26 protein-coding genes are annotated in these 25,175 nt (G+C 52.2%); 5 read left to right on the top strand and 21 right to left on the bottom strand.

Features of this window, described 5'->3' with window-relative positions; translation table 11 throughout:
* The first annotated feature begins 91 nt into the window (after positions 1-91).
* Genes DUE52_RS09900 through DUE52_RS09880 form a run of 5 tightly spaced genes read left to right on the top strand, consistent with a single transcriptional unit; the run spans position 92 to position 3,352 of the window.
* Positions 92-592 (top strand): YHS domain-containing (seleno)protein, encoded by a 501-nt coding sequence (locus tag DUE52_RS09900; RefSeq protein ID WP_114405848.1) that lies wholly within the window; start codon positions 92-94, stop codon positions 590-592.
* 30 nt (positions 593-622) lie between these two features.
* A complete protein-coding gene (locus tag DUE52_RS09895) occupies positions 623-1,159 on the top strand; it encodes a hypothetical protein (RefSeq protein ID WP_114405847.1) in 537 nt (178 codons plus the stop codon).
* 49 nt (positions 1,160-1,208) lie between these two features.
* On the top strand, positions 1,209-2,048 hold the full coding sequence (locus DUE52_RS09890) for a DM13 domain-containing protein (protein WP_114405846.1): 840 nt from the start codon (positions 1,209-1,211) through the stop codon (positions 2,046-2,048).
* A gap of 19 nt (positions 2,049-2,067) precedes the next feature.
* Positions 2,068-2,790, top strand: coding sequence for a hypothetical protein (locus DUE52_RS09885; protein WP_114405845.1), 723 nt, complete (start codon positions 2,068-2,070; stop codon positions 2,788-2,790).
* Between the two features lies 1 nt (position 2,791).
* Complete coding sequence (locus DUE52_RS09880; RefSeq protein ID WP_114405844.1) at positions 2,792-3,352, top strand: YceI family protein; 561 nt, start codon at positions 2,792-2,794, stop codon at positions 3,350-3,352.
* A gap of 80 nt (positions 3,353-3,432) precedes the next feature.
* Here DUE52_RS09880 and DUE52_RS09875 read toward each other — a convergent pair whose 3' ends face one another.
* The 21 genes from DUE52_RS09875 to DUE52_RS09775 form a co-directional block, all read right to left on the bottom strand.
* Positions 3,433-3,741, bottom strand: a complete 309-nt coding sequence (locus tag DUE52_RS09875; protein ID WP_114405843.1) for a hypothetical protein — start codon at positions 3,739-3,741, stop codon at positions 3,433-3,435.
* Between the two features lie 78 nt (positions 3,742-3,819).
* Positions 3,820-5,028, bottom strand: a complete 1,209-nt coding sequence (locus tag DUE52_RS09870) for a glycosyltransferase family 4 protein (RefSeq protein WP_114405842.1) — start codon at positions 5,026-5,028, stop codon at positions 3,820-3,822.
* A gap of 138 nt (positions 5,029-5,166) precedes the next feature.
* Positions 5,167-5,919, bottom strand: coding sequence for a glycosyltransferase family 2 protein (locus DUE52_RS09865; RefSeq protein WP_114405841.1), 753 nt, complete (start codon positions 5,917-5,919; stop codon positions 5,167-5,169).
* Positions 5,916-6,494, bottom strand: a complete 579-nt coding sequence (locus DUE52_RS09860) for a WcaF family extracellular polysaccharide biosynthesis acetyltransferase (RefSeq protein WP_114405840.1) — start codon at positions 6,492-6,494, stop codon at positions 5,916-5,918. Before DUE52_RS09860 ends, DUE52_RS09865 begins: the two co-directional genes overlap by 4 nt.
* Entirely contained in the window at positions 6,454-7,377 is a 924-nt protein-coding gene (locus tag DUE52_RS09855) for a glycosyltransferase family 2 protein (protein ID WP_114405839.1), read from the bottom strand. Before DUE52_RS09855 ends, DUE52_RS09860 begins: the two co-directional genes overlap by 41 nt.
* Positions 7,374-8,552: a glycosyltransferase gene (locus DUE52_RS09850; RefSeq protein ID WP_114405838.1), complete on the bottom strand. Its 1,179-nt coding sequence runs from the start codon at positions 8,550-8,552 to the stop codon at positions 7,374-7,376. The genes DUE52_RS09855 and DUE52_RS09850 overlap by 4 nt, the downstream gene beginning before the upstream one ends.
* Before the next feature lie 17 nt (positions 8,553-8,569).
* The gene (locus DUE52_RS09845) at positions 8,570-9,730 is read right to left on the bottom strand and encodes a glycosyltransferase family 4 protein (RefSeq protein ID WP_114405837.1); all 1,161 of its coding nucleotides are present in this window, start codon (positions 9,728-9,730) and stop codon (positions 8,570-8,572) included.
* 17 nt (positions 9,731-9,747) lie between these two features.
* Positions 9,748-11,097 carry an O-antigen ligase family protein gene (locus DUE52_RS09840; RefSeq protein WP_133299804.1) on the bottom strand — a complete coding sequence of 450 codons (1,350 nt, stop codon included), beginning with the start codon at positions 11,095-11,097 and terminating at the stop codon, positions 9,748-9,750.
* Positions 11,098-11,254: 157 nt separating this feature from the next.
* Positions 11,255-12,217 carry a hypothetical protein gene (locus tag DUE52_RS09835; RefSeq protein ID WP_114405835.1) on the bottom strand — a complete coding sequence of 321 codons (963 nt, stop codon included), beginning with the start codon at positions 12,215-12,217 and terminating at the stop codon, positions 11,255-11,257.
* A gap of 7 nt (positions 12,218-12,224) precedes the next feature.
* A complete protein-coding gene (locus DUE52_RS09830; RefSeq protein WP_114405834.1) occupies positions 12,225-13,253 on the bottom strand; it encodes a glycosyltransferase family 2 protein in 1,029 nt (342 codons plus the stop codon).
* Positions 13,237-14,070 (bottom strand): DUF5672 family protein, encoded by an 834-nt coding sequence (locus DUE52_RS09825; RefSeq protein ID WP_114405833.1) that lies wholly within the window; start codon positions 14,068-14,070, stop codon positions 13,237-13,239. The genes DUE52_RS09830 and DUE52_RS09825 overlap by 17 nt, the downstream gene beginning before the upstream one ends.
* 44 nt (positions 14,071-14,114) lie before the next feature.
* Positions 14,115-15,098 carry a glycosyltransferase family protein gene (locus tag DUE52_RS09820; protein ID WP_114405832.1) on the bottom strand — a complete coding sequence of 328 codons (984 nt, stop codon included), beginning with the start codon at positions 15,096-15,098 and terminating at the stop codon, positions 14,115-14,117.
* On the bottom strand, positions 15,095-15,805 hold the full coding sequence (locus DUE52_RS09815) for an NAD-dependent epimerase/dehydratase family protein (RefSeq protein ID WP_229312125.1): 711 nt from the start codon (positions 15,803-15,805) through the stop codon (positions 15,095-15,097). Before DUE52_RS09815 ends, DUE52_RS09820 begins: the two co-directional genes overlap by 4 nt.
* Positions 15,789-16,985, bottom strand: coding sequence for a glycosyltransferase family 4 protein (locus DUE52_RS09810; RefSeq protein ID WP_114405830.1), 1,197 nt, complete (start codon positions 16,983-16,985; stop codon positions 15,789-15,791). Before DUE52_RS09810 ends, DUE52_RS09815 begins: the two co-directional genes overlap by 17 nt.
* Before the next feature lie 11 nt (positions 16,986-16,996).
* Positions 16,997-17,650, bottom strand: a complete 654-nt coding sequence (locus DUE52_RS09805) for an acetyltransferase (protein ID WP_114405829.1) — start codon at positions 17,648-17,650, stop codon at positions 16,997-16,999.
* 101 nt (positions 17,651-17,751) lie between these two features.
* On the bottom strand, positions 17,752-18,450 hold the full coding sequence (locus DUE52_RS09800) for a WbqC family protein (protein WP_114405828.1): 699 nt from the start codon (positions 18,448-18,450) through the stop codon (positions 17,752-17,754).
* A 59-nt stretch (positions 18,451-18,509) separates the two neighbouring features.
* Positions 18,510-20,552, bottom strand: coding sequence for an ArnT family glycosyltransferase (locus DUE52_RS09795; RefSeq protein ID WP_114405827.1), 2,043 nt, complete (start codon positions 20,550-20,552; stop codon positions 18,510-18,512).
* Between the two features lie 144 nt (positions 20,553-20,696).
* Positions 20,697-21,770: a DegT/DnrJ/EryC1/StrS family aminotransferase gene (locus tag DUE52_RS09790; RefSeq protein ID WP_114405826.1), complete on the bottom strand. Its 1,074-nt coding sequence runs from the start codon at positions 21,768-21,770 to the stop codon at positions 20,697-20,699.
* Complete coding sequence (locus DUE52_RS09785; RefSeq protein WP_114405825.1) at positions 21,763-23,034, bottom strand: ABC transporter ATP-binding protein; 1,272 nt, start codon at positions 23,032-23,034, stop codon at positions 21,763-21,765. The genes DUE52_RS09790 and DUE52_RS09785 overlap by 8 nt, the downstream gene beginning before the upstream one ends.
* 94 nt (positions 23,035-23,128) lie before the next feature.
* Positions 23,129-23,968, bottom strand: a complete 840-nt coding sequence (locus DUE52_RS09780) for an ABC transporter permease (protein WP_114405824.1) — start codon at positions 23,966-23,968, stop codon at positions 23,129-23,131.
* An 80-nt stretch (positions 23,969-24,048) separates the two neighbouring features.
* Positions 24,049-25,146, bottom strand: a complete 1,098-nt coding sequence (locus DUE52_RS09775; RefSeq protein ID WP_114405823.1) for a hypothetical protein — start codon at positions 25,144-25,146, stop codon at positions 24,049-24,051.
* Positions 25,147-25,175 lie beyond the last annotated feature (29 nt).

Below are 25,175 nucleotides of genomic sequence, written 5' to 3'. Positions count from 1 at the left end.
TGGCGGTGTTTTCAGGGATCTGGCACGGTAGGGCATGTTATTTGGCTACTGGATAGGGAGTTCACCTGATTGATGACGAATCTTGAAAAATATGAACACCCTCCTAATCCGGGCGAGAAACCCATTTGCCCAACTTCTCTTTGGCAGTCTGCTTTGGCTCCTGACGTTTTCGGTGGCACAGGCCCAACGGGACGCCATGCTCGCCAAACACGCCAATGTAGACGACGGGCTGGCCATTCAGGGCTACGACCCGGTAGCCTATTTCACGGCAAAAAAAGCCACAAAAGGACAGAAAACGATTTCCACCCAGTATCAGGGTGCCACGTACCGGTTTGCGTCGGTTGCCAACCGGGACCGGTTTCTGAAAGCCCCCGGATCATATGCCCCGGCCTACGGCGGCTGGTGTGCCTACGCAATGGGTGAGTCGGGTGAAAAAGTGGAGATCGATCCGGAAACGTTCGAGGTGCGCGACGGTCGGCTGTACTTGTTCTACCACACTTTTTTCAACAATACGCTGCCCAAGTGGCAGAAAGACGAGCCGAATCTGCAACGCAAAGCCGATCAGAACTGGCAAAAACTACTAAGCAACTAACCGACTTTTCCACGCCTGACCCTCTCATTTATGAAATTACAGGACACTTCGGCCCATCTGTTGGGCCAGCTCACGGCGGTGATCGCCCAACTCGAACCCCACGAATATACGCGTCCGCTCGATTTGCTGATGGGGAGTTCGGTGGGGAAACACCTGCGGCACATCATCGAATTTTACGCGCTTTCGCTGACGGCCTACCACACCGGTTACCTCAATTACGACCGCCGGATTCGGCAGGAGTCACTGGAAAACAGCCCGACAGAAGCCGTGGCCGCCATTCAGCAGATGATGGCACAATTGGCCTGTTGTACGGAAGACCGCCTGCTGGAACTGGAAGCGTCGTATTCGCCGGACGCGATCCCCGATGTGGCCATCCTGACGACGTTTTACCGCGAACTGCTCTACAACATCGAACACGCGATTCACCACAGTGCCATCATTCGCATTGGCCTGGAAGCGGTTTTTCCGCATGTTCAGATACCGGCTCATTTCGGCGTGGCCCACGCTACCGTTGCCCACCAAAAAAGACCGTCTCCCGCTCGGTCGGAAAAAGCCCTGGTGATTTAATCGTCGGCTACGATCCATTTTATTTGATTCACTCCATCTCTTATTTTCTATGAAACTCTCATCTCTCGTACTTTGGCTGGTCCGGCTTGTGGCCGCTGGTATCATGCTCCAGACGCTGTTTTTCAAATTTACAGCCGCTCCCGAAAGCGTTTATATCTTCTCAACCCTGAACATGGAACCCGGCGGTCGGATTGCCAGCGGGGTGGCCGAACTCCTCGCGTCGGTTTTGCTGCTGATTCCCCGAACCAGTTGGATGGGGGCGTTGCTGGGCGTCGGCATCATGATCGGGGCCATTGGTGCCCATTTGACGGTCTTAGGCATTGAAATTCAGGGCGATGGCGGTTTGCTGTTTGCCTATGCCCTGACGGTATTGGTCACCTGTCTGTACGTTTTGGCCGTTAGTTACCAGCAGGTTGTGGCCACCATCCGCTATCCGGGGCGCTGGCGGCAGTTTGTGGTTTGGGTAGTGATTTTTGGTGGCCTGTCGGGCTGTGCCAAAGACCCCGAACTGACGCCTGTCGGGACGGTTGACAAGCCGGTCAGCACGGCCGATAACACCAAAATATTCGACGCGACGGGGCAGCAACTACTCGTGGAAGGCATGTTTATGAACAATGTCCATACGGTGAAAGGAACGGTGAAAGTGTATGACAAAGCCGGTAAACGGACGATTCTGTTTGAGAATTTCAGTACCGATGGCGGACCGGATCTGCGGATTTACCTGGCTGAAGATACCAGTCTGACCAACTTTATCGAAGTGCAGAAATTAACCAATACCGGTTCCTTTTTTCTGGAAGCACCGGCTTCGTTCGATCCCACCCGCCAGCGAACCATCCTGATCTGGTGCAAAGCCTACAGCGTATTATTCGGCCACGCCAAACTACAATAGCCTCTCAACCCGAACCGTCATGAAACGAATCCTTGTCTTTTTTCTCCTGTCGTTGCCCGTTGTCGTCCTGGCACAGTCGCCCCACAAACCGCTGACCCGAACGATTGATTTGAGCGTTGCGGCCAAAAATGATTTCGGTACGGCGGCCCTGACGATCAACCAATTGCACGGCATCGGGCGTTCGAACCGGTTTCGCCTGGGCTACGGATTGCGGCTGACCTCGGCCTTTGGCGGCAGGCTCGATTACATCACGGCCCCGGCCCGGCTAACGTCCGGCACCGAAAGCATTGTCGCGTTGTTTACCGAGAACATTCTCGCCAACCTGGACACGCTCCAGCTAAACCGCACCCGCACCACCTCGCTCAACGCCAGCATTCACATCGAGTTCGCCCTGACGCAGCGGTTTGAGGTCGGCATCAACATCGACGCCATTGGGGTGACGCTGGGTGGGTCGCAAAGTGGGATTTTCTACGCCAACGACCCGGCGCGGTCGTCGCTGAGTGGAACGGTGCAGTCGGCCAGCCCAACCCGGTTTAACATCCTGCTGATCAGCGACAGCGACCGGGGAAGCCTGAACTCCGAAGCGTACGTCCGGTATCGGTTTACGCCGAAAGTGAGTGTGCGGGGCGGAATCGGGTTTCAGTTCGTAGAGTATACCACCGACCGTAAACTGACGTTCGAGAACGACCGGTTTCGCAGTAAAAATGCCATGCCGATGCTGGCGCTAGCCTACCATTTTTAAGATGAAAAACGCCTTTCTAACCCTGATAACGGTCCTGCTGATCGACCTGAGCGCGGTTGCCCAAATCCACTGGAAACCCACCAAAGCAACGGTGACGTTCAGCATCCGCAACGCGGGTCTAACCGTCACCGGGACCTTCGGCGGTTTTTCGGGAGACCTGATTTTCGACCCGGCCCTGCCCGAAAAGATGCAGCTTTCGGCCAGTGTGGAAACCGCGACCATCGAAACCGGTATTGGGCTGCGGAATAATCACCTGAAAAAAAAGGACTATTTCGACGCAGCGACCTACCCCCGGATCCATTTGCGCTCAACCCGCGTCGAACGGCAGGAAAACGACGCCTACACCGGCATATTTGACCTGACGATTAAAAACACCACCCGCGCCGTAACGATCCCGCTCAACATTGTCCAAAAAGGCATGACGGCCACGTTTTCAGGTCAGTTTACGCTCAACCGGCTGGAGTACAAGGTCGGGAAATCCGGTTTGCTGATGGGAAATGACGTTACGGTTCAAGTGGTGGTGCAGACGCAGCAAGTCACGACTCCGGTGACGACCCGGTAAGGTCGTTAACTAGTTCCTGCCGATTGACTGGTCGTGGCCCTTTACCGGAAACCGAATACCGAATACTGAAAACCGTAAACTCATTCCTGCTCCGGCTCAACTTCCATCGTCAGGTCGTCGATATCGCCTTCGTAGGCCAGGGAGTTTGAGCGGTTTTCGGCGGTGTTGATGGCCGTGTGGGTGTCGGTATACAGCAGCGTATCCGTGGCTTCGTCGTCGCCTTTGTTGTACGTATCTTCGGAGCCTAGACCCAGATCGGTGTACATCGGAGCGGTATCCGCTTCGGAGAGGGGCGGCAGGCCATCCTCATTTTCCATTGATTGCGACTGACGGTAATTGCCGGGTTTAGGAGCATCGGCGGCCGAGTCTCCTTTGGTCTGATTTTCCATGGTTCGTCCATTTTAAGTATGGACGTATAACAAACGAGAAACCCGTTTGTTGGCGAAGACCGGCGTCGGCGTTGCTGGTTACAGGTACCTCAAAAAGTTTTTTCCGGACAGAGCGTTGATCAATTGGCTGGCGTAGAGGCCCTTCCGGCGTTGCTTGTCAATGGCCTGAACGCGCGCCCGCATCTTCAGAAAAACACCGGTAGCCATATAGAGGAAAAACATCCCGATCAGGATAAACAACGAAACCGTGTTGGTGATGTCGCGGTGAAAAAGGAAAAACAAAACCGTATTTACCAGTGAAATCGTGCAAAGTACCGCCGTGGCCGCAGCGTGTGTCAGACCGTTGTCAATCATGATGTGGTGCATGTGGTTGCGGTCGGCCGAGAAAGGCGAACGCCCGGCCATGATCCGCACCAGAAAAACCCGCAGCGTATCGAAAATCGGAACGATCAGCACCACGATGGCAATGATCGGCGCGTTGAAAAACGAGGTTGGATCGAACCGGAACGAATTGTTCAGGTTGATAAACCGCACGGCAAAAAACGACAGCAGGAAGCCCAGAATGAGCGATCCGGTGTTGCCCATGAAAATCTTGCTGGTGTGCGAAAAGTTAAACCGCAGAAAACCGACCAGTGCGCCCGACAAGGTGAAGGCCAGACAGGCCATCGCAAAGTGATTGGTGAGCAGAAACCAGCTTCCGAACGTTAAGGCTGCCAGGGTGGAAATGGCCCCCGCCAGGCCGTCAATGCCGTCGATGAGGTTGATGGCGTTGATGATCGTAATGAAAATCAGGCAGGTAATGATGACCGAAAACACATCGTTGATGTGGTACAGGCCAAAAATGCCGTAGAGATAGTCGATCCGCAGTTTTCCGAAGAAAATCAGAATCAGGGACGGAAGTACTTGAAAAAAGATCTTTTTGTTGGGGTCGATGCCCACCATGTCGTCTTTGATGCCGATGAAAAACAAAATCGACATGCCGACAATGGACAGGTTGGTGCGGTAAATATCGGTCTGGTCGATGGCCGGCCAGAGAAAATAACTGATCAGAATGGCGGCAAAGATGGCAATCCCGCCGAAGGTCGGGGTGGCCGTTTTGTGGGAACTGCGCGAGCCGGGTTTCTCCATGAGAAACTTCAACTCCGAAATTTTGATGACGACAGGGATGGATACGACGGCTACAAAACAAGCGACCAGAAACGACAGAAGGCACTGGTAAAGTCCCAGTTGGAAAAGATCGTCGGTGAGTTTATTTTGGATATAAGAAAGAAGCAATTCCAGATTCATAGGGACAGGTGTGATGATACGTTGGTTATAAAATCACATGGACAGAGCGTAAATGTTACTGTTTTCTATTTTTGGTACAATTAAAACTGACTAAGTGGTATGGTATTTTTATCATGCGGTGCAAAAAACGCTTATTTTTCACAGCTTTGGTAATAGCTGGTCAAGTTTTCTTAATGGTTTCAGAAAAAGTGTAAAAAAATAAGGACGCAAACCGTTTAATTTCCACCCCTGACGGTCTTCGCGATTGGCCCGCCAGCGGTGTTTCAGTGTCGCGTTGCTCATTCCACCCGACCGCATGGTCACCAGTACTTCGGGCAGGTAGCTGAGTTTGATTTTGTGTTTGTGGATGTACCGCAGCAGCAGTTCATAATCGGACGAGCTTTTCAGTTCGAGCGTATAACCGCCCAGTTTTTCATACACCGACCGCCGGATGAAGCAGGTCGGGTGGGGGGGCATCCAGCCCCACAGAAAGGCCCCCTCTTTGTATTCGCCCACTTTCCAGTAGCGGTCAATTTTCTGCGTATTTTCCGCGTTGACGTAAATGACGTCGCCGTATACCGCGTCGCAGTTCGTTTTTTCGAAAAGCTGGACCACTTTTTCGACCACCTGCGGATGGTGGTAAAAATCGTCGGCGTTGATGAGACCGATGACGTCGCCCGTGGCCAGCCGGATGCCTTTATTGATCGCATCGTACAAACCCTTGTCAGGCTCCGAAACGAAGCGGGTGATGCGGGAACCGTAGGAACGGACCACCTCGGCCGTGTTGTCGGTCGATTTGCCGTCGATGACGATGTATTCAATATCGGGATGGGTCTGGTTCAGCACGGATTCGATGCTGTCACGAACCGTTCCTGCGCCATTGAACACCACCGTTATGATCGTTACTTTCATTGGATTTCGCGGTTTTTAACCCAGACGGCCGGATTGCCCTGGTATATTCCGTAGGCTTCGAGCGGCTGGGTGGCCACCGACCCCACCGCCAGAATGGCGTGGGAGTGGCAGGTAACCCCGGGGCATATGACCGATTTGGCACCGATCCAGACGCCATTGTCCAGGTGTATGGGTTTAACAAATAAATCGAACGATCGGCTCCGGTAATTGTGGTTGCCGGTTTCGAGCATCGCTCCCTGCGAAATGCAGACGTGGTTGCCGATGGTGACCGGAGCCAGGTTATCGATCCAGACGCCTTCGCCGATCCAGACATAATCGCCGATGGTGAGCAGCCACGGGAATTTAATGTTGACTGCCGGTTTGATGGCCAGACCTACCCCGATTTTGGCCCCGAAAAGCGTGAGAATCCACTTTTTGAACCGTACCGGAAGGGGCAGATACGAATTGATGGAAACCGAACTCACCAAAAACCACAGAATGATTTTGAGCCTGGAGCCGCCGGGGTTCCACCAACTGTTGTTGTAAACCGACAGGTCAGTGCTGACCCGGCTGCCGGGCCTGGAGGTCTTTTCCATATTCTGTTCGGAAAAAATCGATAATCGCTTGTTTATCAGTGCCTACCCGGTGATAGACTTCATACAGTTTGGCATCGACCAGAAACCGGTACCAGAGTCCCTGTAAAAAATGCCACATCAGGCCAGGGCGACCGTCCAGCACACCCAGCCTCACGATATACCGGTACAGAAAATACAACAGGGGCCGCGTGAACAGCGGCAGTGAGGCATACCGTTGTTTCAGATACCGTTTGCGCTGTTCCTGCGTTCCAAAAAACTTCGGTTCAACCCGAATCGACTGGTCAAAGTTAAAGCGAATGTTGAGAATATCGATCACTTCGCGGATGGCGTACAGGTTATGTTTTTGGGTCCACCACGTCAAATTGTTGAGGTTGTGATCCACCAGATCATGCTCGAACTGGATGGAACGGCCCGTCGATAGTTTGATGTGTTCGTCCATCCAGCTTTCTTCGCAAATGCCCTGACCACTGCGCCAGATTCGGAGCAGCCAGATCGGGTAGTAATCGCCGTGGCGCATCCAGCGGTTCATGAACATCACCCGGCGCTTGACGTAAATACCGCTGACGTCGTCGGGCAGGGTCGTGAGCCGGGTGTTGATTTCGGTCGCCAGTTCGGGCAAAACGTATTCGTCGGCATCCATCCGCATCAGCCAGGTGGTCTGGAACGGAATGTGTCGGATGCCATAGTTAAACTGCGTTGCGTAGTTGACCCAGGGATTCTGAACGACAACCGCCCCCATCGCGCGGGCAATTTCAACGGTTTGATCGGTTGAAAAGGAGTCGACGATGAAAATCTGTTTAGTAAACGGGAGCAAACTGGCGATGCACCGGCCAATGTGTTTTTCTTCGTTATGGGTCAGAATGATGACGGAGATCGAACTCATGCGGGATGGGATTCAGAGCGTTGGTGAGAACTGAAAACCAGATTTTGGTATTCCTGAAGAAGTTGATGACCAACTGCTTTGATTTCATACTGGGTCTGGACGAGTTGCCGGGCATTTTTTCGTAACGTTTCGGCGTAGTCGGCCTGGTGTAAAACCGCATCCAGTTGTTTGCCAATTGATTCCGGGTTGAGGTCGGTCAGGCAAGCCGCCTGAATTTCGCCCACTTTGCGACCCAGGCCCACACGGTCGGAAACCACCGTCGGTACCCCGGCGGCCATGGCTTCCAAAACCGCCATCGACAGGCCTTCGGAGTAGGAGGGCAGCACAAACACATCGGCATCGGAAAGAGCTGCCAGCTTGGTTTCGCCGGTGAGCATGCCCACGAGCCGAATTTGTTTTTCCAACCCGTTCTGGCTGATGAATTGTTGAGCCTGTTGCTGGTAGCCGTCGTCGGCCCCGGCCAGCACCAGCACCGCATCCGCGTGCTGGCGGCAATAGTCGCGGAAAGCCGGCAGCAACAAATCCAGTCCCTTTTTGATGTTCAACCGGCTCATAAACAGCACCATTCGCTGGTTGACTTCCAGATTGAATTCCTTTTTGAACTGGCCTTTGGGTGGTAACTTGGCAAAATCCGCGACTTCGATGCCGTTCGGAATCAGAACGATTCGCGGGTGTTTGTAGCCCAGATAATTTTCCACGTCCTGCCGCTCGTCTTCGTTCAGAATGTGAATCAGATCGGCCCGGGCCATGAATTTCTTCTGGACGAGAAAGTCCATTGTTTGCTTTTTCCAGCGACTTTGCCGCAACGCCCAGGCGTCCAGAACGCCGTGAACGGTGATTACTTTCGGTACGGTTTTGTCGACCAGAAAAGGAGCGATGCTGCCAAAATGCCACAGACCGTGGCAATGGATGATGTCGTAGTCGGCACTGTGGGCTTTGAGATACCGGTAGAGATCCTGCGAAACTTCCCGGAAAAACCGGCTGATGAACGGCGTTCGCAGACAGGGGATGACCCGACTGCCTTCCGGGGCCGGATACAGTTTGTCGCCGGGTGACATCGGACTCAGAATATCGACCTGATGGCCTGCCGCCACCGCAACCTGCGTATGGTCGTAAATCATCCGGGCCGGGCCACCGATGGACCAGGTATAAGCACAAATGTGGAGGATTCGCATACGATGGTTCGAAATAACTAAGTACGGGTCACTTTCACAAATCCGGCCAGCATTTCCCGGGCAACGGTTTCCGGGGTAAAACCGGCAATGATGTCGGCCGAAACCCGCCCCATGGCTTTCGGATCGGCCTGACCATTCATGAAATTCAGCAGGCTTTTCACCAGTTCGTCCGGCCGGTGTGGGTCGAAAACGTAGCCATTCTGCCCGTTTTTCACCAGGTCGGTCGCGCAGCCACAGCGGTCCGACACCACCACCGGCATACCGCAGGCCATGGCTTCGTTGACCACCAGCCCCCAGGGTTCCGACAAACTGGGCAACACCAGCACATCGGCCAGCGCCAGCGTTTCGGGAACGCGGTACCAGGGTTGATTGGGTAAAATTTTGACCCATTCCTGGAGATGAAGCCGTTCAATCTGCGTTTGAAGATCCGCTTTCTGGTTGCCATCGCCCAACAGCAGCAAACCCCAATCGTTCCGGTCCGCGGCCTGTTGTCGGGCTTTGTGAAAGGCATCCAGCAAAGCCGTCAGATTTTTCTCGGGAGCCAGCCGACCGACGTACACAAAATTGGCCGGTTTTAGCCCCAACTCCCGTTGTTTCGCTAACCGCGTCGGGAAAGCCTGTTCGTAGGCCTGCCGCAATTTGGCGTTGTCGACAACGGCGTTGTTTTTCACCAGAATCTGTTCCGGTCGGGCACCCAGTTGCATCAGGTACTGCGCCTGGGGAGTACCAAAACAGAAAAAACCGTTGGCCATCGAAATAATGCGCCTTTTCAGCCATTCGCGGGGTCCGCTGCGCACCAGATCGACGGGCGTTGACTCGGTTTGAATGATGACTTTGATACCGCTGAGTTTGGCAATTGCCATCAGAATCAACTGGGCGGGGTCATAATAACCCGTCAGCAATAGCACATCAGGACCGTAGGCGCGCATCCGGCTTACCAGTGCCCTGCTTTTGGCGGAAGTGCTAACCTGCTCGATATAGGTATCAAAAAGCAATTCGTAGCTGTATCGATCCGGCAGTTGGTCCGGTTTCCCCAACAGCGCCCGGGATTGTTCGCTTTGAGCAATCTGCAACACATGAACGGTGCTGCCAAAGGCCGAAGCCAGCCGATGGAGTTCACTGAAAACCGTTGCTTTATAGTGTGCCCACAGGATGTTGTGAACAATCAAAATCTTCATAGAGATGGGTTAGAGCCTCAGAGTGCCGGTTTAACCACCGGATGATTGAGCAGGTTGGGGGAGTAGAGGTGACTAATTCCCACAAACCGGATCATCAGACAGAACGGGTGCCAGAACGAGATTTCGTACGGCCGGCCATTCGTAAACAACTGGACGAACAGCATGATGTAGAAGTACGCCAGGAAGGTCGAAAGGGTATCGGGGTTGTCGCGGATGGTCTTCAGGCTGTAGAAGAGGGCCGAGAAACAGAAGGCCGTAAATGTTACAAAACCGGGAATGCCGTGGTTGATCAGGGCTTCCATCAGCGGCACATCCAGGTAGGTAGACTTGTAGCCCTGTCCGACGAGAATCACGTGAATATGACCTTGCAGGATGTTTTGCAGGTACATAAAACTGGTGGCCCGGTTGCCCGCCGAAGCATCCAGGGTGGCCGCAAACTGATTCTGGACTTTCATCCCCAAAATGGCATATACGTTCTCCAGATTTCGTTCAATGAAGGCGACGGCATAGCCGTAGAGGATGGCGATCAAATCGCCGTTTTTCCGCATGAAATAAGAAATACCCATGAATGCCACGAAAAACAGCAACAGCGACGCCGGGCGTGTCAACCCGCGAACGGCGTCTTTGATCTGCCGTGGGCGGATATTGAACATGAAAAACAGTCCGATAATCAGGATCAGGGCCACGATGCTCGACCGGGTTTGCGTCATAACCAGAATTCCCATGCTGAAAACACAAGAGCCCAGGGCCAGAATCCGGACGATGAAACCCGTTTGGGGCCGGAACGCCCAAATGCCGCAGGCCACGACACACATCAGGGCATTTCGGGCAAAAACGTGGGGGTTTCCGGATCGGTATTCGCCCTCACCATACTGAATAGCAGCCCGTTGACCAATGTTCCAGGTGGGGTCGGTCATCAGGGCATACACCAGGGCCAGGTTGGAAACCACCGTAAAGGCAATTACAATCGGCACAAAAACCTCAATGATGTCGTTCGGGATATTGATCAGCAGAAACAAAAACAACGCTACGTAGATGTAATAAATCGTATCCATCGTGCCGTCTCTGAACCACTGATCGCGGTAAAAAGCCATGTAGAAAATGATCACGGCAAAAAAAAGCAGAGCCATGTTCAACAGGTTGGTATTCAGACGATAGAGTTTACGCAGGAAGTGGAATGGAATCATCAATCCGAAGCCCAGCGCCAGAAAAGCGGCCGTAAAAGCCGTACTTCCCGGTGCAATGCGAAGTGTTTCCTTAAAAAAGAAAATCAGGGGATAGCCGTCAATAACCATTAAAATACCGACGACATACCGCATCAGGTGTATTTTTCGCCAGGTAAATAGTTCTTTCAATGACGATAGCATAGCGTATTCGTTTTATACGATTTTAAAAATAGCTCAATGGTCCTGATCCGATCACGGGGACAATTGTATTTTTTTAATATCTATACAAAGATAGAGAAAAGAATAGTCAGGAATGAACAATGGACAATGAATAATGAGCAACGGGGTTTTTGAGCACTTACATTTTTCGGGGAACATCAACCGTTTCAATAAACTGAACGGTTTCCCGCAGCCTCTCGACGGCTTTTTTGCGCCAGCCTTTCACGGGCGGTTTGAACGGCTGAAGACCGTAGGCCGGCACAACCGATTCCAGCCCATTCCGGTCAAGTAAGCGCAGCCGGGTTTGGTAGTCTCCAAGCCACTTTTTAATCGTCGGGAAGGCTGAAATCCGAACCCGGTCCTGCGCCTGAAAATAGCCTTCCTGATCCGCTAAGCCTTTGTAATTCAGAAAAATAACTGGATTGCTTTCGGTAATGGGTCGTTCGTGCAGATTCCATAAGCCGAGGTGCCAGCCGGGGTTTTTCACGATCGTGACCCCTTCAAACAATCCGGGGGTGAGCGCCAGCCAGATCTGATCAGTATACATGCCTTCGCAGGGCCGGGCAAACGCACGTTCCGGCACCCGCTGATTCCACCAGTCCAGAAACCGGGCCGTTTCGGCGGAACGTTTCAGACCGAGAAAACCGGAACTGTATAAACCGACATTCTGAAGGTATTTTTCGTCCGGAAAGGCATTGTCCGTCACCGGTTTGAGCAGATGTGGGGTCAGCAAAAGCGTCGCATCGGCATACCGGTTTGGCAAATCCGTCAGCGGCTGGTACACAACAATAGAAGGATCGAGATAGACGAGCCAGCCGGTTTGCAACTGATTTTTATAGATGTGGCTGATAAACAGCGGTTTGCAGGCTGCCACCATTTCGGCGGGAGTATACTGCTGCGAAAGCTGCGCCAGATCCGGAATCGCCAGATCGCTGATCAAAATCACCGGATACGGGATTTGAAAACCGGTCGGCAGGTTTGAAGCATCATCGCAAAGCCCAATGACGAACGAGTCGCCGGGATGCTGTTGCTGTAGGCTCTCGCCCAGCGCGAGGGCCTGGGGCAGTTGTCGGATGGTGCAAACGGTCAGAAATGTCATCATAAGTCGGTTACTCTACTAAATCGCCCAAAGCGGCCAGAAAAGGCGCATACTGATTCGCTTCCTGATCGGCATAGCGGTGGTAATTCCCGGCCACCAGTTCCCGAACGACCGAACCGATCCTGGAAAACCGTCCGTCGGGCATCGTGCTTCGTCGGGCATAATGCGCCAGCCGCCGTTCAAACTGTTCGATTCCCGGTGTTTTAGCCGCGATTCGTTGGGTTACCAGGGTGTATAAATCCTTCAATTCCTGGTGCTTACGAATCAAGGGGGCCAGTTTCTCCTGGTGCGGGCGCGAAAACCGGTCTTTGAACCGCACGGGTTTTCCGGCCTCCGGCGGACGCGTGCCCACCTGCTGTTTTTCGTGGGTCCGGTACCAGATCAACGGTTTTTCATAAAAGTCGATGGTGCCTTTGGCGGCTGTCACCAAACCCATCCAGCCGTCATAAATGTAATTGGGCAGGGTTGGAATCGGTAAAAATGACGTCAGCAACCGCCGGCGCAGGGCCGAGGTGCAGCCCATCACCCGGTTGCCGTCCAGCAACACTTCCACCGCTTCGCCCCGGCGCCACCGCTCGCGGATGGGTTCGGTAAACCGCACGGCATCCCAAAACAGACGCCCGGTGTTGTTCAGGCTGGTGTCGGCAATAACGGCGTTGCTGAACACCAGATCAAGCTTTGGATGCTGAACCAGGTAGTTGGTGAGCGTTTCGATTTTTTCGGGCAACCACCAGTCGTCCTGATCGCAGATAAAGATCAACTCGCCATTGCAAAGCGACAGGGCTTTTTCAAAATTTTTGTTGAATCCCAGGCGGGTCGCATTCCGGATGATCTGGACGGGAAAGGGGGCTTTGGCGGCAAACTTTTCCAGAATCGCCCGCGTCTGGTCGGTCGAATCGTCGTCGCAGACAACCAGTTCGGTTGGTAACCGGCTCTGTTTCAGGATACTCTCTAGCTGGGTTTCCAGATACGCTTCGCCGTTATACGTGCAAAGCGCCACCGAGATCGTCGGCTGGGTCGGATCAGATGGTGTAGCCATAGGTTGCAAAGATGGGCCGCCAGTAGTCGGTTCCGTGGATGTTCCAGGCGTGGCAACCGAAGGGTAACTGGCCTTTGTTATAGGTTTGAATGGCGCGTTCGGGGTAAAACTCGACTGAAAACCGCAGTGCCGTCCGAAAATCCGGGACGCTGATCAGGGGGAAATACCGGTTTATTTCAATGCCCCAGAACACATCTTCGTTGTATTGATGCGCATGAATTTTCTCGTAATCGGCAATCTTTTTCTTGTAAAAACGAATCCAGCGCAGCAGCGAGGGGATTTTCCGAAGCGAAAAACCGCCATTGCCCACCCCGTTGAGGGAGGTGATTTCGCGCGGGGTAACGCCGTCGTCTTTCTTCAAATCCAGCCAGATGGCGATTTTTTTCTTGATGTTGAACACGGTTTCGTCTTTCCAGTCGGCAAAATCGCGGTCGCGGAGCCAGGGAGCGCCGATGTACTCGTAACCTTTCCGACACCACTCCGTCAGTTCATCCCGAAACACAAACGCATCCAACTGGTAAATAAGCATGTATTCGAAATCCGTGAATGCCTGATAATAGTCCTCCGAAAGCATCAGCCGGTTGTAAGACTGCACGTCCTTGAAAAACGCATCGTCGAACGTCCGCACCTGGAGTTGCGGATGCGGCTGGGTCAGGTACGACACATCCAGGGAACGGGGTGTTACCAGAATAATCGGGTGCTGACCCAACACCCGCAGGCACTGCGTGAGCGAAATCTGTTCATACGCCGTCAGCGACGATTGATAAACCGGAATGACCACACAGGCGACCTGCGGACTTTTACGTATCTTGTTCATTTTTCGGTTTTCGGTTTACGGTAAACCGTAAACCCGTAAACTAATCACCGGTTTTCGAGCACTGAAATCAAGCGATCGATTGGCGATTTCAGGGCTTTTCGGACGCTTTGGTAATACAGTGTTTTCGGTGGCTTGATGTAAAAACAGGGGTAATTCCGGTACGTTTCGTTCTGATTATCAAACAGTCGCTGCCGGTAGAGTTCAAACAAGGGAACCACGTCCGGGCGTTGCGAAAAGGTAAACCGATTCTGGTATTTGGAGATTTCCTGCGGTTTATGAATCCCGTAGCCGCTGTAGTGGAAAAATTGCAAATCCGCCGTTTCGTTCACCTTCCAGACGCCATCCTGCTCTGAGAAAAACCGCTCGTGGAGGTTCCAGTATGCGGCATTGTAGCCGGGATGCTTTTCAATCCAGACCTTGTCGTAGTAAATCGGGGCAAAATTCACCCAGTGCTGATCGACGAACAAACCGTTGCAGAGGTCGATGCGACACTCGTTCACCAGCCGTTTTTTCCACCACTGCACAAACCGGTTGGACTCCTCACTTTTCTGCAATCCAATAAAACCCAGGTTGTAGGTACCGGTGTTCAGGTGGTTCAACTCGTTGGGAATCAGCCAGTCGGTGATGGGTTGGCAAATGTGCGGGGTCACCACCAGGTTGTATTCGCTCAAATGCTGTTTCAGTCGGGTAAGCGGCTGAAAAACAATGATATCGGGGTCAAAATAGATGACCTCGGTGGCGTCGGAATAGTGTTTGAAAAAGTAGTCGATGTAAAACGGTTTGACGGCGGTATTCAACTCCGTGATGTCGTACCGGTCGCACATGCCCGCAAAATCCTCAATGTCGATCTGGTCGATTTCCAGCATCGGGTAGGCGGGAACCAGCTCGGGCGGCAGGTGGGCCTGATCCAGCTTGTCGACCAAACCGATCACATACTGCCAGTCGGGATTGGTTTGCCGCAGCGAGTCACCCAGGGTTCGGGCCTGGGCGAGGTAGTTGATCGAACAAATCGTGAAAGCTAGCGTCATTCGTAATATTTCTGCAAGAGGTGTTTCAGGTAGCGTTTGGGCTGAAAATCAGCATGTTGGTCCTGTAAAACAGCCGCACTTTTGGTGGTATCAATTTCAAACGGTTCGCCTTTATCGATTAGCCGGTATTGGGCTTTCAAACCGAGTTGCACTTCGATGGCCTGCACAATGTCCAGCGGTTTGACGCTGTACGGGTTGGCCACATTAATCGTCTGATTCCACTCGCCCGGTCCGCGACCGATGTATGCCGTCACAATCCGGTACACATCATCGACATCGATCAGGTTCCGGGTGGCACCCTGCCAGACATCGAACGGTTCGTGGTTTCGGATGCGGTTGACAAAAAAATTCAACACCGTATGCGGGTTGTCTGTTTTACCCACAACGTTCGAGGCTCTGATAATCAGGTAGTTTTTGCAATTTCCGGCAATATATTCTTCCAGAAACAGCTTGTGGGTAACGTACCGGGAACCCTGCTCGGTGGGGTCGGTCACGCTGCAGGTACTGAAATATACAAACAGCCGGTTTTCGTTCGACGCGATGGATTCTTCCACGAGCTTTTTCTCGCGGTCAAACGCCGATGCCCGGTTTTCCTTGGAATTGGAAACGCCGGAGGCAAAAATCAGAATGTCATCCCGGTCGTCGAAAGCTGAAAAACGCCGGGCAATCATACCGTTTCCAACGACCATGCTAGGGAGTGTGTTCATTCAACGCGGTTTCAAGAATGGCCAGCAGACGAGGCACCAGTACCCCGGCGTCGTGATTCATGGCCCGCTGGTAAAAAATCGCCCCAACCCGGCTGCGTTCGTCCGGTGCGTCAGCCAGCCGCCGGATCAGGTCGGCCAGGGCCGTAACATCGGAATACGCTACCAGACAACCCGTATCTTCCCCGACAAAATCCGGACTACCGCCCGAATCGCGGAAGCACAGAACCGGGATTCGGTTCAGGCCCGCTTCGAGAATCACCAGCGGATACGGATCTTCGCGTGAGGTTAAGGTAAAGATGTCAAAACAGGCAAAATAGTTCAGGTAATCGCCACCCGGTTCGATCAGAATCACGCGCTCGTTCAGTCGCATCCGCTCCAAATCGTAGGTCAACCGACGGTATTCTTCGCTCTTTTTGGGAACGCCGATCCACACAAAATAGGTGTCGGGGTGCGTTTTCAGTACCTGCTGCGCCATCAGGACGAACAAATCCACGCCTTTCCGCCATTCGGCATTGCCGCAACCGCCCACGACCACGGCATCAAGTGGGATGCCCAGCCGGGTGCGAATCGCGGGCTGGTCCACGCTTTGCAACGTGCTCAGCAACGATTCGGTGCGGATAAGCGAATTGAGCACGTCGGTTTTTTTGGGTGCCAGCCCGTGATTCTGAATCAGATTCTGACGAACTGCATCCGAGCCACACAAAAACAAGGTAGCGTGGTCGAGCTGGTAGCGCAGTTCATCCGGTTTGGTATAGATATGAATCGATGTTTCCAGTTCGTGAACATAGGAAACAAAGGGCAATCCCAGCGGTTGAAGCCGCTGCAACAAACCGCCGTTGGCGATGGTATTTGAAAAGATCAGATCAAACGACTGCGCTTGTAAAACCGGTAGCAGTTCGGCAAACAGTTCGCTTCCGGGGTCATTGTCCTGGCTCGAATTTCCAACCCCGAGCCGCTTGAAAGCCCGCGTAATCAGGCCATTGGGCTGCGGTGGCGCGGGCGGAACAAAACCGGCGTAGACTTTGGTGACGCGTTCATAGTCGGGAAGGAGCGGTCCGCCATCCCCCAGCAACAAGGCCGTTTCGACTCCCGACTTCCGTAAAAAAGTCAGCAGGTGAAGCAGTAAATATTGTGCGCCGGCCCGGTTGGCATCGTGGCCGATAAAAAGGATTCTGGTCAAGAGAAAAATGATTAATAGACTTTATGACTCGGAATGGGGCGTTTTTCGGCGGGATTGCCCATGTAAACACCCCAGGCTTCGGTCGATTTGATGACGGCTGCGGCCATGCCCACCAGCGTACCTTCAGCAATGTGCAGGTAATCGCGGATGGTGCTGTTGACGCCGAAAAAGCTGTAGGAATCAACGACGCAGTGACCTGACAAAACGACGTGCGACGTGAAAAAGACGTGATCCTTGATCTGTCCGTGGTGACCAATGTGATTGCCGCTCCACAGCACGACATTGTTGCCGATGGTCGTGAAAGGCTGAATCGTGTTGTCCTCCAGAATAAAGCAGTTTTCGCCGATCGGGTTGTTAAACAGCGTCGCTTTGGAACTGATGTAGGAAATGCACTCGTACCCTTTGGCTTTGGCTTGGAGGTAGATCTTTTCCCGGTTTTTGTTCATTTTCCGGCCCGTCATGGGCGCGAAAAATTTGAATTCCTGGGGGGGATATACCGTTTCAATATCTTCAAAAGCAACCACCGGAAGCCCTTTGAACTCGGTTTCTTTCAGATAATCCCGGTTGAGGGCAAACGCAACCACCTCGTGTTCAGAGTCATGCGTCAAATAAAAATGCGCGAGTTCGGCGGTATCCAGTACGCCAAAGATGATCACTTTTGCCATATTTTAATTTTGAATGATAGAATGAGTGAATGATAGAATGTCCGGGGAATCAGGTCGATGAATAGTTTTATTCATTTATTCTATCATTCACTCATTCAAAATTAAATTAACTCAAACTCTTTCAGCATCTCCTGCATGGTCGGTACGTCGTTGAACATCAGCACGTCGGCGATGGAGAGCCACGGTATAAATTCGTTCTGAAACTGGGGGTATTCGACCCGTTTCGACTGAATAAAAAACAACTCGATGCCCGCGTCGGCAAACCGCTGCCGGTCATACAGTTCCATGCCTCCGATGGGATTGATGTATCGCGTGGCTTTCTCCTGCAGGCAGATGTCCAGAATCCGTTCCTGCCCCCGGAGTTCGCTGTTGTTGTACCGATCCGACGACGGTACCAGTTCCGTCTGAATGCCAAGGTAATCGTTGAGCAATGGAAAACTTTCACGAACCAGTTCGGCAATCGTTCGAACTTCCAAGTTTACGATTTTTTCCAGCAAGGGGAATACCGTTTTATAAAAAGGTGCTTTCCGATACGACTGACCGAGGGTTTGCAGCAGTTTTTGCCGCCATTTCGGGTCGTCGCTCAGGTCGATGTCGGCAATCCGTTTGTTCTGGCTGGCATCCTTGAGCGGCACCGTAAGCATAAAATCCTTGCCGTTCACCAGAATCCGGTTTCGGTTTACCCAGCCCCGGTTGATGAACGCCACATCGTCGTAAAAAATAAACTTATCGACCTCGTTCATCAGTTGCAAATACCCGATGTAAGGCAAAAAATAAGGCTGCATGATGGCAATGGTCATCTCGGTAAACGGTTTTGAAAAACCGTCTTTATGTGTGGAAACTGGTTTCGAAAGTTGGGCTACTTTAATTTTCGCAAATAATAATCCTCACCCGGTACAATCAGGTGGGTCATAGTGGTGTCGGTTCCCAGCCGTACATCGCCCGGTTGCGGTTTGATGACGTTTTTCGAGAAAAACAGGTAATCCGCTTCTTTCGGGATGGGCTGTACCCCTTTTTCGAAGGGATTGATCACAATCAGCCGCCGGGACAGATTTTTGCCGTACAGGGGGTATTCAAAATCGTCGTTGATGGTTCCCAGGGCGACGGTCGCCTTTTCGGGCACCAGCGTATCGAACCGTTTGTAGGGAACGTAGCTATCGGGGCGGAACATCATCTGTAAATACATCCGCTCGGCACTGAACGCCGACGGTCGACCGTAGGCCGGTAAGGGCAAACAGCGCTCATTCAGGAAAACCGTAAACAGGGCGGAAAGACAGCCGACAATGATGACGAAACCCACATACGTTTTGAGAATCACCCGGCCCGGATTTACAATATTGAGCCAGCGGTTCGTAAAGAGGATGGGTAGAAAGAGCGACCCCAGTAAACCGGTTTCGATGAAATACCGCCCTTTGAAGGGATCATACGGCGCCGAATAAGAGAGCGCCAGAAAGTGCAGCACAAAGGCAACCGCCAGGAAAAAGTGGGCTTTTGAACGCAGCAGACCCAGCAGCGAAAGCGCGACCAGCGGCAGAATCAGGCCGAAACCGATGATGCCCCAGTAGGGATTGGCGTTGTAAAACTCAAACCGCCGGCTGAAAACGAAGGGGAAAATCGAAAAGTCGGTTTCCTCGTCCAGCCGCATTTTGGTTACTTCTTCCAGTTTAACCAGCGGTTTTCGCATGATCACATTCGCGTCCAGCCCCCATTGCGTATTGCGCAAACCGTCGAGGTTGATGTGATCGTAGCCGTAGCGAATGACATTCCGGCTGCCTTGTTCGAGCAAATTCCGCAAAGGCCCGGCACGTTCCACCGACTGGTGTTTCAGGGCGGTTGGCGGGCCGATGGGATGACCAAATACTTCGATGTTCTTGAGGTAGCCCGTCGGCAGCATCCACAAACAAACGCCGACGATGAAAGCCGGTACGACGTGTTTGAGTCGCTGGAAAAAGACCGAGGTGCTTGGTGCCCAGAAAACCGTGTAGATCATCAGGACGAACAGCGACGGCAGCAGCAGCGTGAACGTGACTTTGTGGCCGTAGGCAATGCCAAAGGCGATACCGGCCAGGTACAGATACCGGGCGTCGCGGTTGGTTTCCGTTCCCGACTTGCGGTAGGCAAACAGGAAATACAGGAAACTCCCCAGATAGGCTGTCAGTACAATATCGGTTTCGGTCGTAACGGCCTGCATCAGAAAATCGGGCAGCAGGGCGTAACACAGGGCGGCAAAAAAACTGGCGGACAGGTTCCGGGCAATGCGTTGGGAAATGCCGAAAACTGCTATAATGGCCATCCAGTAGGATAGATGGTGAATGAGTTTGAAGGCATTTTCGAAGCGGCCGGTGATCAGAAACGAATAAATCTGGATCGTACAGACGCTTTTGGGGTAGGTGTCGATGTTCCAGTTCGTACCGCCAAAATGCCGCATACTGCCGCGCTGGATGTATTGCATCACCCGGTTCAGGTGGCCGGTCATGCTGTCCCATTCGTTCGGGGGCGTGAGCAGTACCAGCAGCAGGTTGGTGATGGCAATGACGCCCAAGGTTGCCAGCAGGGTCGTGAAAAGAACCTTGAAATAGATGGACAGGGAGCGGTACCAGTCGCCAAACGTTTCCCGCCGTTCCCGCAGCAACGAACCGACCGACCAGCGTGGCTGATTGACGAGCCTTCCGAAAACCAGACGCAAAACCGTTGCGGTCAGGAAAACGGCAAACGCCCAAACCGGTGTAGTGGCGGTGAGATAGAGAGCGGAGAGACAATACCCGGTCAGGATAACGCTGCCGGCAAAAAGAATGAAGCAAACCAGCAACCACTCGGTCAGCGATCGTCGGCTGATACCGGCTGCGGTGTTGCCAATGTAAACAACGAACAGGGCAAACGTAAGCAGGTAAAAGAAAGTCATGATGTAATGCTGGCAGTGAATTAGCGTATAAATGAAAAATGTAAAATGATGAATGTAAAATTTAAAAGTAATAACCGGTTTAAGGCTACAGTGGAAACTATTTTTACATTTCTAATTCTTCATTTTACATTTTTCATTCTTTTTTCAAACGTATTTATTCACAATCTCGCAAACCTGATCAATCACTTCTTCCTCCAGATCGGGATACATCGGCAGGCAGAGGGCCCGGAGCGCAATGCTTTCCGAAATGGGACAGGGCTGGGTGGTTTTCAGGAATGGCAGGGTATTCAGCGAGGGGTAAAAATACCGCCGGGGATTGATCTTCACCTGTTCCAGGGCCGATTTGATTTCCAGCAATTTGGCCTCGGTTTCCAGTACAATCGGATAGTAGGCGTAATTGTAGCCGGTTTCGGGCTGAATAACAGGCCGTTGGATCTTCGAAAGGTTCAACTGTGCATCATACCGGGCAAAACGCTCTTTCCGGGCTTCGATCAGTTTCGGCACCACGGGCAGGTTGCAAAGCCCCATCGCGGCATGAAACTCGGAGTTTTTACCGTTGATTCCCATGTCGATATACTCATCGAAACGGTGCCCAAAACTGCGGTACAGGTTAAGTTTTTCGGCTACCGCATCATCAGTACACGTAACCAGGCCGCCTTCGATGGTATGAAATACCTTCGTTGCGTGGAAACTGCAGGTACTGATGTCGCCGTATGACAGGGCGGATTTGCCTTTGTAGGTAGCACCAAACGAATGCGCTCCGTCGTAGATCACTTTCAAATTGTGCTTTTTCGCCAGGGCTTCGATGGCTTCGATCTGGCAGAGATTTCCGTAGACGTGGGTCGCCAGAATAGCCTCTGTGTTTTCGGTGATCAGCGGTTCGATCTTCAGCGGATCGATCGTGAAATCATCTTCCCGAACATCGGCAAAAACCGGCGTGCAGTTCTCCCACAGGATGGCGTGCGTACTGGCACAATACGAAAAGGGCGTGGTAATGATCTCTTTGGTGAGTCCCAATGCCTTGATCGCCATTTGCAAAACGATGGTTCCGTTTCCGCAAAACAGCAGGTGATTGATGTCAAGATACGCTTTCAGCTCCTTTTCCAGTTGCTGGACGAGCGGACCATTGTTGGTCAGATAGACCCGTTCCCAGATACCCTCGAGATGCTTGACGTATTCTTCGAGGGGAGGCAGGTACGACTTGGTGATGTTAATCATTCAGAATGTTTTCTTCCATCATTTCGGTGTGGAACTTCAGTTGCGGACGCACATAGCCTGGCCATTTGCCATACCATGCCACACCGTCGCGGTAATCGGCAACGTCAAAGATAAGTCCTTCTTCCATATTGTACAGCGGAGTGACGGTATCTTTTACAATCATCATGGAGACATTATAGGTCCCATCATTCAGAAAGTGGCCCGGCACCAGGCATTCGCCCGCGATGAGCCCCTTTGAATACGGTTGGGATTGTGTGCCGACATTGAAAATACATTCGCCGGTCATGGAGTTCATGTGAAGGCTCAGGTTGAGATTGGCCTTGTCCATGAAGTTCCAGTATTCGAACCGAACGCGGAACGGAGTGCGAACGTCGATAAAGATTTGATTGTCAACGTATTCGGGTAGAATTTCGATTTTCTTGATCCGCACCAGATCATTGCCGGGAGCTTCTTCCGGCGTATTCCACTCCCGAATCAGTTTCGTTTTGGAAATTTTGCTCAGGTACGACGCGACGACCTGGTTGGTTTCGCCCTGTTCGATCAGTTGGCCGCGTTCGAAGTAAAGCGTCCGGTTGCAAAGCGCCTGCACGGCGGTCATGTTGTGACTCACGAACAGAATGGTCCGGCCGCTGGCCGAAACATCGCGCATCTTTCCCAGACTTTTCTTCTGAAACTCGGCATCACCGACTGCCAGCACCTCATCGATGATGAGAATTTCGGGGTCGAGGTGGGCGGCAATGGCAAATCCCAGCCGGACATACATCCCTGAGGAATACCGCTTGACGGGCGTATCCAGAAATTTCTCGATGCCGCCAAAATCGACGATGGCATCGAACTGCTTCCGGATTTCTTCCCGGGTCATGCCCAGAATGGCCCCGTTGAGGAAAATATTTTCGCGACCGGTCAGCTCGGGGTGAAAACCGGTGCCGACTTCGAGCAGGCTGGCAATGCGGCCCCGGATGTGAATCCGGCCCGTGGTGGGTTCGGTAATTTTGCTGAGAACTTTCAGCAACGTGGACTTGCCGGCCCCGTTGTGACCGACGATTCCGATCCGGTCGCCTTGTTCGACGCTGAAATTAACGTCCTTCAGTGCCCAAAAATCTTCATGTTCAATGTGTTCGGCCTCCTGATGGGGAGACTTTTTTCCATTAAAAATCTTCCGCATCTGGTCGCCCAGGGCATCCTTGATACTGGTGCTGCCCTTGCCCCGTTTGTGGTCGATAATGTATCGTTTGCTAATGTCTTCTGCTGTAATGACCGCCATAGCTTACTAAGTTGCCCGTTGTAAGTTGTTTGTTTTCAGTTAACTAACGTAAATAAACATTTTCTGTTCAAAACGAAACCCAGCAACTTAATTTTTAAATGTCATCTACAAAAGAGTTTTCCCGTTTCCGGAAAAAATAGATGGAGATGAAGAGAAAGATTGTGATAATCACCACCGAATTAATCACACTGGTCGGATTGAAAAAGGCTTTTTCGCCCAGTAGCGACCATTTGAATCCGTCGATAATGCCAACCATCGGGTTCATGTAATAGATCGGGTGCCACCATTCGCCGGCATTTTCTTCCACCAGCCGGCTGCTGTAGGCAATCGGGCAGGCGTAAAAACCGATCTGAACGATGAACGGTATGAGCTGACCAATGTCCCGAAATTTGACGTTGAGCACCGCAAAGATAAGACCAAATGCAAAGGAAGCCAGCAACGCCAGCAGGATAAAGAACGGCAGAAACAGGATGTGCCAGTCGGGCCAGAACTGGTACCAGATCGTCAGGACCACAAACAGCCCCAGCGCCACCAGAAAGTCGATGAAACTCACGACCGACGAACTGAGTGGCATGATCAACCGGGGGAAATATACTTTCGTAACCAGGTTCGAGTTGGCCGTGATGCTGGTGCTGATCTGGGTAAACGAGTTGGAAAAAAACGTCCAGATCGTTAAACCGGCTAGAATCATGAGTGGATACGGAATGCCGGGATCGCCTTTCAGTTTCGCTACTTTACTGAATACGAAGAACATAATCATCATCGTAATCAGCGGCCGAATCAGACTCCAGGAGGTGCCCAGAATCGTTTGTTTGTAGCGAACCGAAATGTCACGCATGGACAGAATATAGAGTAACTCCCGGTTTTTCCAGAGATCCCGCCAGTAATTCTTCTCCGACCGGCCGGGTTCAATAACCACTTCGTGTGTTTTCACAAACTTGAATAAATGAAGAGTGTAAGTAAGTTCCCTTCCTCAGGAACCGTGCGGTTTGTGAGGAAGGGTCATTGGCAAAATTAGCTCTGCATGATGCTGTAGAAAGTCTGTCTCAGGAAGATGAAGATCAGACCAAGAATGAGCCCCATGACAATACCGGCCTGGAAGGCAAACGGTTCGTGGGTCTCTTTAAACAGCGGGAGCGATACGGGTTCAACAATCGTAAACAGGGGCGCTTCTTTGATCAGACTGAGTTTCAGGTTGTCGACACTTTGAACGGCCCCGTAGTAAAGCTGTTGCAGAAAGGTCGAGTTGCGGGTTAGTTTCGACTGCTGGAGTTGCCCTTCGGCCACAACGACCTGCTGATTCTGGTCGATGTAGCGGGCCAGGTTCGAATCATTCCGACCCAGAACACGTCCCAGTGAATCCCGGCGGTTTTCCATCAGCACCAGCATTTCTCGGGTCTTGCGGTTTTGCTTTTCTGTAAAGTCTTCCTGAACGGTTTCCAGCAGAATATCCAGCCACGTTGCCGCCAGCATTTCCGCGTGCATACCGGTTCTGAGGGTCAGGAAGGAGGATTTACGGTCGAGTTGGGCAATGGAAGTCTCGCCTTTGATTCGGTTGAAGACCCCATCCAGCGCCTTGTTTTCCAGTCGCGTAAAATTCTTCGGATCTTTTCCCCGGATAAAGCGGAAGTTCCGCAACGTATCGTCGTCTTCCCACTCATCGTCACGAATCCCGCTCTTGTTGATGTAGTAGTTGACCATCAGGTCTTTGTGGTTGGCGGTTGTGTCCACCTCTTTCAGCAAAGACCGGGTGATGATCGGTTTGGAAACCACGTAATACATGAAGTTTTCGCCCGTGAAGATGTTGGCATCCGGAGCGCCACCGCCCAGACCAAACATGCCGGCCAGGTTACCCAGTTCGCCCAAACCACCCTGGCTTGAACCACCCCCGAGGTTAAACGTAATGTATCCCGTGTAGGTAGGCCGCTTGTCGGTATTGAAGTCAATGATGAAGCCGATGGCTCCGCCGATCACCATAAAGATCGCCAGCAGTTTCCAACTGCGGATCAATTGGTCTTTGAACAGGATGACCCGGTTGACAACTTCCTTGGGCGATACCTGATCGGGAGGCAGTTGATTTTTGTCTGTTTTTTTTGAATCAATGGTTTCCATACGAAGTCAGATTACCAAAGCGATTAATG

Origin of the sequence: Larkinella punicea (assembly GCF_003334855.1) — a bacterium.
GTDB lineage: Bacteria > Bacteroidota > Bacteroidia > Cytophagales > Spirosomataceae > Larkinella > Larkinella punicea.
Note: the sequence above shows the minus strand (reverse complement) of the source record. Positions and strands in the feature narration are given on the sequence as shown.